5 protein-coding genes and 1 riboswitch are annotated in these 14280 nt (G+C 67.3%); of the genes, 2 read left to right on the top strand and 3 right to left on the bottom strand.

Annotation, left to right across the window (positions count from 1 at the left end):
- Positions 1-18: 18 nt before the first annotated feature.
- Positions 19-1866: a M1 family metallopeptidase gene (locus ACY34H_RS25620; protein ID WP_464980288.1), complete on the bottom strand. Its 1848-nt coding sequence runs from the start codon at positions 1864-1866 to the stop codon at positions 19-21.
- 114 nt (positions 1867-1980) lie between these two features.
- Positions 1981-2180: riboswitch (yybP-ykoY riboswitch) on the top strand.
- A 12-nt stretch (positions 2181-2192) separates the two neighbouring features.
- On the opposite strand from ACY34H_RS25620, the gene ACY34H_RS25615 reads away from it, so the two are divergent.
- The gene (locus tag ACY34H_RS25615) at positions 2193-2768 is read left to right on the top strand and encodes a TMEM165/GDT1 family protein (protein ID WP_464980287.1); all 576 of its coding nucleotides are present in this window, start codon (positions 2193-2195) and stop codon (positions 2766-2768) included.
- A 129-nt stretch (positions 2769-2897) separates the two neighbouring features.
- Here the strand turns inward: ACY34H_RS25615 and ACY34H_RS25610 are convergent, their stop codons facing one another.
- Both ACY34H_RS25610 and ACY34H_RS25605 read right to left on the bottom strand, forming a co-directional pair.
- Positions 2898-11558: a glycoside hydrolase family 94 protein gene (locus ACY34H_RS25610; RefSeq protein WP_464980286.1), complete on the bottom strand. Its 8661-nt coding sequence runs from the start codon at positions 11556-11558 to the stop codon at positions 2898-2900.
- Between the two features lie 196 nt (positions 11559-11754).
- Positions 11755-13686 (bottom strand): aminotransferase class V-fold PLP-dependent enzyme, encoded by a 1932-nt coding sequence (locus ACY34H_RS25605; protein WP_464980285.1) that lies wholly within the window; start codon positions 13684-13686, stop codon positions 11755-11757.
- Between the two features lie 100 nt (positions 13687-13786).
- On the opposite strand from ACY34H_RS25605, the gene ACY34H_RS25600 reads away from it, so the two are divergent.
- A complete protein-coding gene (locus ACY34H_RS25600; RefSeq protein WP_464980284.1) occupies positions 13787-14275 on the top strand; it encodes an Lrp/AsnC family transcriptional regulator in 489 nt (162 codons plus the stop codon).
- The last annotated feature ends 5 nt before the right edge of the window (positions 14276-14280 follow it).

Here is a 14280-nt window from a genome sequence, read left to right as displayed (position 1 = left end):
GCTCCTTGCTTTGCTCGATTATTTCTTCAGCAGCTTGTCGACCGACTTCTGCGTTTCGGGGTGATAACGGGGCCGCGCCTTGGCAAACACACTCTTCGCCCAGGCCGCATCCCTGGAATTGTTCAGCAGCGCGGTATACAGCGGCACCACGAATTTCTGGCGGCCCACGCTCATCAGGAAGGTGTCGAGCTGCTCGCGCACGTCGTAGCCGGCATGCACGGACGCCAGGTAGAAGCGGTAGGCGATCTCGTTGTTCTTGCTGGTCTTCAGCCCGAAAGTCTGATCCAGCTCGCGCAACTGGTCGGCACTGGCCTTGTTGTCGATGTCGTTCAGGAAGTGCATCCACTCGGGGGCGCTCCAGCCGCGCGCGGTCAGGTCGGCGGTTGCCTGTTCGCCCTTCAGCCATGCGGCACGCTGGGCATCGACGGCCTGGAAGCGCTGCGATACCACGCGCTGCGCGGTGGCCGGAATGCCCGGGCCGTACAGCCATTCGTCGAGCTCCGCCGGCGACATCACGTTGGGATGCTTGTCCAGCAGGTTGGTGCGCAGGTAGGCGAGGAACTGCTCGGTGGTGGCCGACTGGAACGCATGCTGGTCGAACCAGCCGCGCAGGAACGGGTCGAACACCTCGCGGCCGGCACGCTGCTCGAGCGTGCGCAGGAACCAGGCGCCCTTTGGATACGCGAGGCCTTCATCGGTGTACGTATCCGGATTGACGTCCGGGTCGCGCGTCAGCAAGGCCTGCTTCGCCGCCGGGATGTCCTTCAGCGACGCCAGCGCTTCTTCCTGCTCCACCTGCAGGTTCATGTCGGCTACTTCGAGGCCGTAGAGGATCTCGATGATCCGCGTCGTCACGTAGGTGGTAAAGCCTTCGTTCAGCCACCAGTGCTTCCACGATGCATTGGTGACGAGGTTGCCGGACCACGAATGCGCCAGTTCGTGCGCGATCAGGTCATTCAGACTGCGGTCGCCGGCGATCATCGTCGGCGTCAGGAACGTCATGCGCGGATTTTCCATGCCGCCGATCGGGAACGACGGCGGCAGCACGATCATGTCGTAGCGCCCCCACCGGTAAGGACCGTACAGCGATTCAGCGGCGGCGATCATCTTTTCCGTGTCGGCCAGTTCGAACGCGGCGGCCTCGATGCGGCCCGGTTCCGCGTACACGGCCGAGCGCGGACCGACGTTGCGTACATCGATCTCGCCGATCGCGATCGCCAGCAGGTACGACGGCACCGGCTGCGGCATGCGGAATTTCCAGCCGCCGGCGCCGGTGGCCTGCGGGTCGTTCTCGGCGCTCATCACCACGCGCATGCCGGCCGGCGCCTCGATGCGGGCGCCATAAGTGAAGCGCACCGCCGGCGTATCCTGCACCGGTGCCCAGGAACGGGCTTCGATTGCCTGCGACTGGCTGAACATGAACGGGCGCTTGCCGGACAGCGTCTGCACCGGCGTCAGCCATTGCAGCGCCCCAGCGGTGGGCGCGGTGTGGTAATACACGCGCACCTTCTTCGGCTGGCTGCGCAGCGAGATGCGCAGCGCCTGGCCCTTTTTCGGATCGGGGCGGTCCAGCATGTAGGAAGCAGGCACCCAGCGGCCGTCGTCGTTCTGCACCTGCACGCGCGCGATCTTCAACTGGCGCGTATCGAGCACCAGCGTGCGCACATTCTTGTCCAGCCAGTTCAGGGTCAGCTCGGCGTACCCGGTCAGCGTCTTGCGGGAAAAATCGGCCTTGAGATCGAGGTACAGGTCGGTGGTGCGCACTTCGTTGTAGCGCGCGTAGCTGAGCGGATCCTGGGCGTGGGCCGCCGTTGCGAGCAGTGCCAGCGCGGCGGATAGCGCCAGGCGCAGAGAAGGTTTTCGCATGTGCTTCCTTTGAAAGTGTCAGGCTGGCACCGGGATCGCCGGTGCGGGCGCGGTGCAGAATAGCATATGGAACGGCATTTTCACCCTCCCCCGGCGCCGGCTCTGCTATCATGGCGCCCGTTCTTTGGGGAGTAGCCTCCTGCCGGTTTTTCCGGTAGTACCTGCGTCAACACAATCGGCCGGCAGGCCGTGGCGCAGGTGGCTGGCGCGGATGTTCACATCGGCGCGCGGCCTGGCGAGACCAACGATCCACGGGCGGCCGCATAGACCAAGGGGCCGGGACTGCCCATGGATCCTTGGTTAACATCCGGCCCCCCGCCACCCATATGGAAGCCTTCCTCGTCTCCACGGGCATCGTTGCCCTCGCCGAAATCGGCGACAAGACCCAATTGCTCGCCTTCGTGCTCGCCACCCAGTTCCGGCGCCCGCTGCCGATCGTCGGCGGCATCTTCGTCGCCACCATCGTCAATCACTTCTGCGCCGCCGCCGTCGGCACCTGGCTGACCGAACTGCTGGGCCCCGATGCGCTGCGCTGGATCCTCGGCCTGGGCTTCATCGCCATGGCCGCCTGGATCATGGTGCCGGACGAGATCGACGAGGACGACACGCCCGCCAGCCGCTACGGCGTATTCACCGCCACGCTGATCGCCTTTTTCCTGGCCGAGATGGGCGACAAGACGCAGATCGCCACCGTGGCGCTGGCCGCCCGCTTCGACGCGCTGGTTCCCGTCGTCGTCGGCACCACGCTGGGCATGATGCTGGCGAACGTGCCGGCCGTGTACCTCGGCAAGCGCGCCGCCACCGCCGTCAACCTGAAGGTGGTGCACGGGATTGCCGCCGTCATCTTCGTCGTGCTGGGCGTGGCCACGCTGATGGGCGCCGGCACCGCGGTGGGTTTGTAAGGCAGGCCCGCAAAACTGGGGACAGACCCTGTTTTTGAGGCAACACTGGGACGAACCAGAACGCCGGACTGCCTGTCTCCAGGAAATTTCCTGTAAAACAGGGTCCGTCCCCTATTTTTGCAAGCTGGTTTACGGCACGCGCAGTTCGACGGCGTGTTCGCGGCCGTCGTCGGCAAGCGCGATCTCGTTGCCCTCTTGTGTCACGCCGTCGACCGCTAGCCCGGCCGCGCCGCGCGACACGCGGATCGCATAGGTCGACGAGCCGTAGCGGTATGACAGGCTGAATCCATCCCACTCGTCCGGCATGCGCGGCGCGAGCGACAGGCGGTCGCCGTTGCGCGTGACGCCGAGCAGCGATTCAAGGATCAGCCGGTACATCCAGCCGGACGATCCCGTGTACCAGCTCCAGCCGCCGCGCCCCACGTGCGGCTCGACGCCGTAGATGTCGGCCGTGACCACATACGGCTCGACCTTGTAGACAGCCACGTTTTCCGCGCTGGACGCATGCTGCACCGGGTTGATCAGCCGCATCAGCTCCCACGCCTTCGCGGTATCGCCCAGCGCCGCGAACGCCATCACGGTCCACACCGCGGCGTGGGTGTACTGGCCGCCATTTTCCCGCACGCCCGGCACATAGCCCTGGATGTAGCCGGGGTTCGGGTCGGCCTTGTCGAATGGCGGGTCGAGCAGCTGGATGAAGCCGCCGTCGCGCCGCACCAGCCGCGCGTCCACCTGCGCCATCGCGCCTTTTACGCGTTCGGGATCGGCGGCGCCGGACAGCACGCCCCAGCTCTGCGAGATCGAGTCAATCTGGCATTCGTCGTTTTCATGCGAGCCGAGCGGCGTGCCGTCGTCGAAATAGGCGCGGCGATACCACTGGCCGTCCCACGCATTGCGTTCCACGTTTTCCGACAGCTTCACCGCCTCGGCCCGGCATTCGTCGGCAAAGCCGGCATCGCTGCGCCGTTCCGCCACCACGGCGAACTGGCGCAGCACGTCGATCAGGAACCACGCCAGCCACACGCTTTCTCCCTTTCCTTCCGCGCCGACCTTGTCCATGCCGTCGTTCCAGTCGCAGGAGCCGATCAGCGGCAGGCCATGCACGCCGAAGCGCAGGCCATGGCGGATCGCCCGCACGCAATGCTGGTACAGGCTTTCGGCCAGCGGCGAGCGCCCCGGCATGTCGTAATACGAATCCTCGTCCGGTTTTACCGGCCGGCCTTCCAGGTAGTGCGCCGTTTCGTCGAGCACCGACAGGTCGCCGGTCACCGTCACGTAGCGGGCAGTGGCCAGCGGCAGCCACAGGTAGTCGTCCGAACAGTGCGTACGCACGCCGCGGTCGGTCGGCGGATGCCACCAGTGCTGCACGTCGCCCTCGGCGAACTGGTGCGCCGCGCACAGCACCAGGTGCTCGCGCAGCAGCTGCGGTTCGGTATGCACCATCGCCATCGCGTCCTGCAGCTGGTCGCGGTAGCCGAATGCGCCACCGGACTGGTAATAGCCGCTGCGCGCCCACAAGCGGCAGGCGATGGTCTGGTACATCAGCCAGCCGTTGGCGATCACGTCCAGCGCCGGCTCCGGCGTGGCGATGCGCACCGCGCCCAGCGTGGCCTGCCAGTGCGCGTGCACGGCGGCCAGCGCGTCGCGCGCGGCGCCGGCACCGCCGTGCTTCTGCACCATCGTGCTGGCGTCGGCATTGCGGCGCCCCCCCATGCCCAGCACGAAGACCAGCTCGCGCTCCTCGCCCGGCAGCAGCTCGAACGGCACCTGCAGCGCCGCGCATGCATCGAGTGCCGTTCCGACCTTGCCGGACAGCCGTTGCCGCCGCAGCGCCGCCGGGCTGGCCAGCGTGCCGTTCCGGCCCAGGAACTCGGTACGGTCCGCCGTCACCGTGCGCGTCGCCGCGTCGACATTGAAGAATGCCACCCGGCCCGAGAATTCCGTGTTGTACGGGTTGCGGGCGAACAGCGCGCCGCTGACCGTGTCGAGCTCGGTCACGATGTGCATGCCGGACTTCGCGCGCATCTCGCCCAGCACCCATTCGACATACCCGGTGGCCGACAGCTTGCGCGCCACCGGCGATTCGTTGCGCACCTTCAGCACGGTGTAGCGCAACGGCGCATCGTTCGATACATAGGTCGTCAGCACCGACATGATGCCGGCCTCGGTGTGTTCGAACCTGCTGTAGCCGAAGCCGTGGCGCGTCACGTAATCGCCGCTGCCGCGCGCCGGCAATGGCGTGGGCGACCAGAAATGGCCGCTGGCTTCGTCGCGCAGGTAGAACGCCTCGCCGCCGGCATCGGTGACCGGATCGTTGTGCCAGGGCGTGAGCCGGAACTCATGGGCGTTCTCGTGCCACGTATAGGCCTGCCCGCTTTCCGAGATCACGCTGCCGAACAGCGGGTTGGCCAGCACGTTCGACCATGGCGCAGGCGTGACGCGGCCGTGGCCGGTGACGATCACGTACTCGCGTCCGTCCGGCGTGAAGCCGCCGAAGCCGTTCCACAGGATCAGGTCGTGCGGCACGTGGGTGGCCGGGCCGGCATCGTCGTATTCGCCGCGCGCGTCGGCCAGCAGTGGCGGCATGCGCAGCGCCGGCGGCCCGGAACGCTTGATCTGCTCGGCCAGCTGGCCGCGCGCGTCGTTGACGATCACCCGCGCCACCGTCTGCAGCAGGATGCGGTCTTCGCTCGAGATCTGTTCCAGCGGCCGCACGAAAATGCCGCCCGGGCGATCGATCGCCTGCGCATCGATGCCCGAAGCGATCATGCCGATGATCTGGTCGTACAGCGCCTGGCGGTAGCCGGAGGTGTCCTCGAACCAGATCACCAGGTCGACGGTCAGGCCCTTCAGGCGCCAGTACGAGTGCGCCTGCACCATCTGCCGCGCCACTTCGATGTTGGCCGAATCCTTCACCTGCAGCAGCACGATCGGCAGGTCGCCGGAGATTGCATACGGCCACAGGTTCGACTGGCCGCGCTGGTTCCTGATCAGCACCGAGGGATCGGCGCGCAGCGCGGCATTCGGATAGATCACGTGGTTCGCCAGGCGGCTGTACAGCTGGCCATCGGCCTCGCTGGCGTTCAGCTGGCGCAATACCACCTGGCTGTGGGTCCACGCCAGCTCGAACACCCGGTCGGCCATGTGGCGGTCCTGGTACTTGTCGATCAGGTGGCGCGCCGCCTCGCGCGTTTCGGTCATGCCGGTGGCGATGTCGACGGTGGCCATCTGGTCGGGCTGCAGCGTGATCCGGTAGCGGATCGCCACCGCCGGATCCAGCACGGAGCCTTGCGCGCCGGAGAGCGGCCCGGGCTCGATCAGTGCGCGCGGTGCGCGAACCGTGTTGCCGCGGCCGATGAAGTGGGCCCGGTCGGTTTCGTACGATACCTCGACCACCTCGGCATCGTGCACCGTCATGACGTGCAGCATGCACGGCGATTGCTCGCCCTTGCCGCGCGGGCGCCGCGTGCACAGGATGGCACTGTCGTCGCCGAGGATCTCGGTCTGCACGAACAGTTTCGAGAACGCCGGGTGCGCGGCATCCGCCGCGGCCGGCGCCATCACCACTTCGGCAAAGCTGGTCAGCTCGAGCGTGCGCGGCCGGTTCGAATTGTTCGTCACGCGCAGCCGGCGCATCTCGATATCGTCTTCCGGGGAAACCACGATTTCGGTGTACAGGTCGATGCCCCGGTCGGTACGCCGGAACTCGGCGCGGCCTTCCGAAAAAATCACCTCGTGGTGTTCCGGTTCGGCCAGCGTTGGCTGGTAGGTGTTCGACCAGAAGTGGCCATCCTCGTCGCGCACATAGCAGAACTGCCCCCAGTTGTCGCGCGTGGCATCCTCGCGCCAGCGCGTCACGGCCAGGTCGCGCCAGCGGCTGTAGCTGCCGCCCGCCGCGGTCACCATCACGTGGTAGCGGCCGTTCGACAGCAACTGCACTTCCGGCACGGCCGTGTTCGGGTTGGACAGCACGCGCACCGGCGCGGTGTCCTGCGCGCCCTGGCGGACGGCCGCGGCCTGCTCGGAACTGGTCGAGAAGAACCCGCCGATCCGCGGGCTGCGTTCCTGCAGCATCAGCAGCGCCGACTGCAGCATCGGGTCCGATTCGAAGCGGCGCTGCATCGGCCGGTCGTGCAGCAGGTACGACAGCGCCAGGAAGCCCATGCCCTGGTGGTGCACCATGAACGATTTCACGACCGCGAACGACTGGCCGCGCGGCAGCCGCGCCGGGGTGTAGTCGATCGCCTCGTAGAAGCCGTAGCGCCCCATGAAGCCGAGGCCGGCCATCTTCTGCAGGTTCTGGCATGCCGCTTCCGGATCCACCATCAGCGCCATCATCGATGCATACGGCGCGATCACCAGGTCGTCCGCCAGGCCGCGCTTCATGCCCAGGCCGGGCACGCCGAACGCGCGGTACTGGTAATTCATGGATGCATCCACGGTGGTATAGCCGGATTCGGATACGCCCCACGGCACATTGCGCTGGCGCGCGTATTCGATCTGCGCCGTCACCACCGAGCGGTAGGTCTGGTCCAGCAGCGTGCTCGGGTAGGTCGGCATCACCAGCAGCGGCATCAGGTACTCGAACATCGAGCCGCTCCACGACATCAGCACCGGCTGGCCGTGCACGATGCACAGCTGCCGGCCCAGCGCAAACCAGTGCTCCTGCGGCAGCTGGCCCTGCGCCACCGCCACGTAGCTGGCCAGCCGCACCTCGGATGCCAGCAGGTCGTAATAGCTGGCGTCGAGCCGCCGTTCGCTGACGTTGTAGCCGATCGCCAGCAGCTTGGTGGTGCGGTTGAACAGGAAGCCATAGTCGACCTGGGCGAAACTGCAGGCCTGCATGGCCAGTTCGTCCAGGTGCGCGATGCGTTCGCGCGCCACCACGGCGCCCTGCTCCAGCAGCGTGCCGAGCTGCTCGCGGCGCTCGCGCTCGCCCGGCGCCAGGTCCGACAGCGGCGCGCCGGCTGGCGGATACGACGCCAGCTCGCGCAAGGTCGGTACCTTCAGCAGCACGGTATCGAGCACCGTCCCGGTGCCGTCGCCGATCCACGGCGCCAGCAGGTTCAGCTCGTCGAAGGCGGCACGGCACTGCGCGGCCAGTGCACCGGCCCACATGCGCGCCGTGCTGTCGTTCGCCAGTCCGGCATTGGCGGCAAATGCCTCGGCGCCGGTGGTGGCGCGCTCCAGCCAGGTGCGCAGCTCCGGCAGGTTCGACGGATACAGTGGCTGCGGCGGTGCCACCGCTTCGCGCAGCGCCGCCATCGCCGCGGCATCGACGCCTTCGACGCCAGCCAGCGCTTCCTCCAGCACCGCCAGCGTGGTTTCCAGCCCGGTTGCCACCTGCGGCCCGACGATCGGATCGTCCGCGGCGTTCAGCAGCGCTGCCTGCAGTACCAGCAGGTGGCCGGCCAGGTTGCCGCTGTCCACGGTCGACACGTAGACCGGATGCAGCGGTTTCAGCGACTGGGTGTCGTACCAGTTGTAGAAGTGGCCCTGGTAGCGTTCCAGCTGGCCCATCGTGTCCAGTGTGTTGCGGGTGCGTTGCAATAGCTGCGCCAGCGTGACGTAGCCGAAATCGTAGGCGCTGACATTGGCCAGCAGCGCCATGCCGATATTGGTGGGCGACGTGCGGTGCGCGATCACGGTGCCGGGGTGTTCCTGCACGTTATCGGGCGGCAGCCAGTGGTCGTCCGGCCCCACGAAGGTGTCGAACCATGCCCATGTCTTGCGCGCCAACACGTGCAGGAACCGGCGCTGGTCGTTGTCCAGCTGCGCTTCCAGGCGCTCGACCGGACGGCTGATCCACCATGCCACCACCGGCGCCACCAGCCAGGCGACGAGGAAGATCACGGCAGGCCCGAACGCCGCCCCGCGCCACAGCAGCAGCGCGGCGCCGGCCGCCAGCGCCAGCGCCGGCGAGACCCACATTGCCCGCCAGCTGGCGCCCAGGCCGCCGTTGGCGCGCGACAGTGCCGACGGGCGCCATTGCAGCAGGTGCTTCTTCGACACCAGCAGGCGCCAGGCGGTGCGCACGATCGCGTCGAGGCTGACATACGCCTCGTAGGGCAGGAAGACCAGCGACAGCACGCCGTGGGCGAACTGCAGTCCGCTGCGGCGCAGCGCGTTCGGCAGGTGCTGCCGCCACAGCGTGTCCGGCGACTTGTGCGCCAGGTCGTACAGCGCGGCGGCGATGGCGGGCACGAAGATGATGGCCAGCACCATGCTGGTATAGAACCACGGATGCGGCAGTACCGCGAAGGCGAACAGCAGCGACAGCGTCAGCGCCGGTGCCACCAGGCTGCGGCGCAGATTGTCGAACAGCTTCCATCGCGACAGTGCCGACAGCGGGTTGTTCTCGCGCGCGCCGATCGCGGTACGCACCCGGCCGAACAGCCAGCCGGCCAGCTGCCAGTCGCCGCGGATCCAGCGATGGCGGCGGCTCACGTCTTCCTGGTAGCGCTGCGGATACTGCTCGTACAGCTGGGCGTCGGACAGCAGTCCGGCGCGCAGGTAGCAGCCTTCCAGCAGATCGTGCGACAGGATGCGGTTTTCCGGGAAGCGCTCGCCCAGCACTTTCTCGAACACGTCCAGGTCGTAGATGCCCTTGCCGATGAACGAGCCTTCGGCGAACACGTCCTGGTACACGTCGGACACGGTGCGCGTGTACGGGTCGATGCCCGGCTCGCCGCCACACAGGCGCTCGTACAGCGAAGCGTTCGGGCTGGGCAGGCTGACGGCCACGCGGGGCTGCAGGATGCCGTAGCCGGACAGCACGCGGTTGGTGCGCGCGTCGATCCTTGGCTGGTTCAGCGGGTGTTTCATGGTGGCGATGAACTGGCGTGCCGAATCGCGCGCCAGCTGGGTGTCGGCATCCAGCGTGATGACGTATTTCACCGTGTGCAGCTGGCCGCTCTCGCCGACGACCAGCGTGAAGCGGTCACGCGCGCCGCCGCGCAGGAAGCGGTTCAGGTCGGCCAGCTTGCCGCGCTTGCGCTCGTGGCCCATCCACGCGCGTTCGGCAAGATTCCACAGGCGCGGCCGGTGCAGCAGCAGGAACGGGCAGGGATTGTCTTCCAGGCCGTATTTGCGGTTCAGTTCCTCGATGCGGGCGCGGGCGCGCTCGAGCAGGCCGGCATCGGTGGGCAGCGTTTCGGCCTGCGCATCGGCAAAGTCGGACAGCAGGCAGAAATGCAGGTTCGGATCGCGGTTGGCGAGGAAGCGCACTTCCAGCTGCTCGCACAGTTCGTCGACGTTTTCCAGGCTGTAGAACAGCGAAGGCACGACGACGATCGCGCGCGCATCGGAGGGGATGCCCTCCTTGAAATCCATCCGCGGCAGCGGGCTCGGATGCGCGACCAGGGTGGCGAACCAGTTCACCAGCGCCAGCGCCAGCTGGCTGCTGCCCATCAGCCCCAGCACGGCCAGCACGGCGACTTCCCAGCCAGCCACGCCATCGCGGATCGCGCGCTCGACCATCAGCGCGGTGGCGATCACCGACAGCGCGGAGATCGCGCCGAGGTACGACGTCAGCGGTGCGGCGCGCACGGTGGCGCGCAGCGACTCTCGCGGCTTGCGGCGCCGTGCCACCTTTTTTTCCAGCAGCAGCACGCCCTTGTCGACCAGGTAGAAGCCCACGTGGCCGTGGCGCGGATCGTCGCTGCCCATGTGTGCGCGCGCCAGCTCGACCGCCTCCTGCGCCACCTGTGCTTCGGACAGCGCACAGCCGCGCGCGATTTTTTCCACCACGTGGCGGTACTGGTCGCGGGTAGCGAAATCCATCGCGCCATAGATGCCGGACGGATCCTCGCGCAGCGCACGCTCGACGGCACTCATCGTTTCGACGAATTCCTGCCAGTCCATCGTGCCGAGGAAACGCAGGCTGCCGATGGTGTTCGCGATCGACACCTGGTCGGCTGCCTGCTGGCCGATCTCGGCCTGGATCTGCTGCTCGATCGTCTGCCCCGTTTCGGCCAGCCGGTACGTGACCCACGTCAGCGCCAGCGTCAGCGCCGGGCTCTGTCCCTGCAGCCGCCGTGCCAGCTCGGCGACAAAACCGCTCGTGATGGGCGGGTTCGAACGGGCCATGTCGGCCACCAGCAGGATCAGGCCGGATGGATTCTTGTCGGCGATCTCCACCATCTGGTCGGCCCAGCTGTTCGCCAGGTCGCGCTGGTAGCGGTTCTCGGCAACGCGCGCGGCCACCCGGCGCAGGTTTTCCAGCAGTGCCAGGCGCAGCATGATCGGAATCGCCCACAGCTCGCCGAGCGTCAGCGGTGCCAGTTCCTGGTAAGCCTCGACGAAGCGGCACAGGCTTTCCGGGTCGACGCGGCCATCGCCATGGGAAATCACTTCCAGCGCCAGCTTGTATACGCGCGGCGTGCCGTCGGCCGCACCTTTTTCAAGGCGCGGCAGTTCCTTGCTGTAGCCCTTCGGCAGGTGGCGCCGGGCGATACGGATCTGTTCTTCGATCAGGTAGTAGTTGTCCAGCAGCCATTCGGATGCGGGCGTGATCTGCCGGCCTTCCTTGACGACGGCCGTCAATTCCTCGGCGGTGGCGCGCAATAACCGGGCGTTGTCGCTCAGGCGGGCCAGCAGGCGGTCGGCGCCGCGGCGCTTGCTCAGCACATGGGTTTCCGCCAGCGTTCGGCCGTGCTGTGCCATCTGCTGAGCACTGTAGAGCTCGGCTCGGAACGGCAGGTCTTCTTCAGTATCGGGTGCGGCGGAACCGGGCGAGGCTTCCTGGAATCCGGCAAAGAAGCCGGGCCACAATTTGAGGTGTTCTTTCAAGGGAGCCTCGCTTCGGGGCGGCAGGCAAGGCGGCCCGCCACGGCTGAGAGTATGTTGCAGGAAATATTATTCGGGCGCACGCCACATCACTGTTCGCTAGCGTACATAGCAATGATGCAGTGCAAAATAATCCTGCCCCGCAAATAAAAAAAGCGGCCGAGGCCGCCTTTTTACTTGCAGGGATGACGAAAACCGCTCAGCTCAGCGCGATCCCTCCTTGCAGGTGGTAAGCCTGCTCATAACCAAGGCGGCGCAGGCAGCCTGCGGCGCGTGCGCTGCGGTTGCCGCTGCGGCAGAGAAACACCAGCGGCACCTGTCCGGGCTGTGCCAGCCAGCGCGGCACTTCGCCGGCCAGCCGGCTGAGCGGAATGCTGGTTGCCGGCATGCCGGGGAAAGGCACGGCGACCGCGTGCTCGTGCGGCTCGCGCACATCCACCAGCATGGCATCCGGGCGGCGGCGCAGCAGGTTCGCCAGTCCGGCGGCATCGAGGTCGATGCCGCCGTCCGGTGCCGGGCGGTTGCCCAGCGTGGACAGGACCTCGGTGGCCGGACAGAGCAATACCTCCGGCGGCACGTGGCCGGCAAGGCTGGACGGGTCGGCATCGCCGATGAACGCGTGGCGCGGCGGTTCGCCCTGCGGCCCCAGCAGGTAGCACAGGGTACCGGCGCCGAGCGCGATGCGGCGCAGGCTCTGCCTGCCCAGGGCAAGGCAGTCACCGGGTGCCGGCCACGCGGCGCCGTCGCGCGTGGACAGCCGGGCCGCCACGCGATAACCGTACGCACGCAGCAACCCGTCGATGCGCCCGGCCAGCGCCGGCTGGGCATCGATCACGGCGCAGGTGCCGCTGGCGGCGTCGAGTACCAGCCACGTATGGCGGTCGCCGGCCGTCCATTGCAGCAGGCCGTCCGGCCGTGGCCCCGTCGGCTCGCCTAGCATTCCCGCCGTGCGCAGGGCATCGCCGCAGCGGGCAATCCGCGCGCAGGCCTCGGTCACGGTGGCCTCATCCATCAGCGGGCCGAACGACAGCCGCACGGCACTGCTGCTGCGCCATTCCGGCAAGCCCATCGCATCGAGCACATACGACGGCTGCGCCTTCGCGGCGGAACAGGCGCTGCCGGCGGACACGCGCACGGCGGCGGCATCGAACAGGTCCAGCAATTCCTTGCTGGACAATCCGGGTACGCAAAAATTGAGCGTGGTCGGCAGCGCCTTGTCGAATGGCGCATTGAAGACGATGCCGGGCAGCGCCAGGCGCAGCGCGCTTGCCAGCCGTTCGCGGAACGCGCACTGTTCGGCGTGGGAGCGGAACGTGGTCCCGTCCGCCATGCTGCCGGACTCCAGCGCCGCCAGCACCGCCTCCAGCGCGGCGATACCCGCCATGTTTTCGGTGCCGGAGCGCCAGCCGGTTTCCTGCCCGCCCCCCTTCATCAGCGGCGTGAACGGTGCCCCGGCGCGCACATACAGCATGCCGATGCCCTTCGGCGCATACAGCTTGTGGCCGGAGAATGGCGCGTAGTCGATGCGGGTGGTGGCGAGATCGAGCGGCAGTTTGCCGAGCGCCTGCACGCAGTCGACCATCCACAGGGCCGGGCTGCCTTCCAGCGCGGCGGCGATGCCGGCCAGGTCCGAGATCACGCCGGTCTCGTTGTTGGCCGCCATCGTGCAGACGAACGCCGCGGCAGGCGCCAGCCGGCGCAGCGCCGCCAGGTCGTGGCGCCCATCTGCCCCGACCGGCAGCGGCACGAGTTCCAGGTCCAGGCCCAGCAGCGCGTTCCAGTGCGCGAGGCTTTCCGGTACGGCCTTGTGCTCGGTAGCGCCGTAGACCAGCAGCGTGCCGGCCGGCTCCCCGGCGGCGCGGCGCGCACGCACAGCGCACAAGGCGGACAGCACGGCTGTCTGGATGCCTTCGGTGGCGCCGCTGTTGAACATCACGTGGCCCGGGCCAGCGCCGAGCAGCCTGCCGGCGCGCGCACGCGCGGCATCCAGCACGGCTTTCGCCCTCAGCCCGGCGGCGTGCGTGCTGCTGGGATTGCCGTAGCGGTCTTCCATTGCCAGCACGGCGGCCCGCAGCGCGGCGGGCAGGACGGCGCTCGTGGCATTTCCGTCGAGATATATTTCATCGTTCATCCAGTCAGCTTATCGGACAACGGCGGAGCAGCCATGCCAAAAATACTTGTTTTGGACACATAATGAGAACATTCATTCTTATATTGCGATAAAACCTGGCATGAACGATCTGGATAAATTCGATTACGCGATTCTCGGCGCGTTGCAGGTGGATGGCACGCTGTCGGTGGCCGACCTGGCGGAGAAGGTGGGCCTGAGCAGCACGCCGTGCTGGAAGCGCCTGAAACGCCTGCAGGACGACGGCTACCTGGATCGGCGGGTAGCGCTGGTCAACCGACGCAAGGCCGGGCTGCCGGTCACAGTGTTCGTCAGCGTGCGTACCAGCCAGCACGACGAACAGTGGCTGGCGAAGTTTGCCGCCGCCGTGGTCGCGCTGCCCGAAGTGATGGAATTCCACCGGATGAGCGGCGACGTCGACTATCTGCTGAAAGTCGCCACCACCGACATCGATGGCTACGACCGCTTCTACAAGAAGCTGATCCGCGTGGCCAACCTCACCGGCGTGTCGTCGGCCTTCTCGATGGAACAGATCAAATACACGACTGCCCTGCCGCTGGATCTGGTCGCGCATGGGGCCGCCATGGGATAATCGAA

It is taken from the genome of Pseudoduganella sp. jia 9 (assembly GCF_055502615.1).
Note: the sequence above shows the minus strand (reverse complement) of the source record. Positions and strands in the feature narration are given on the sequence as shown.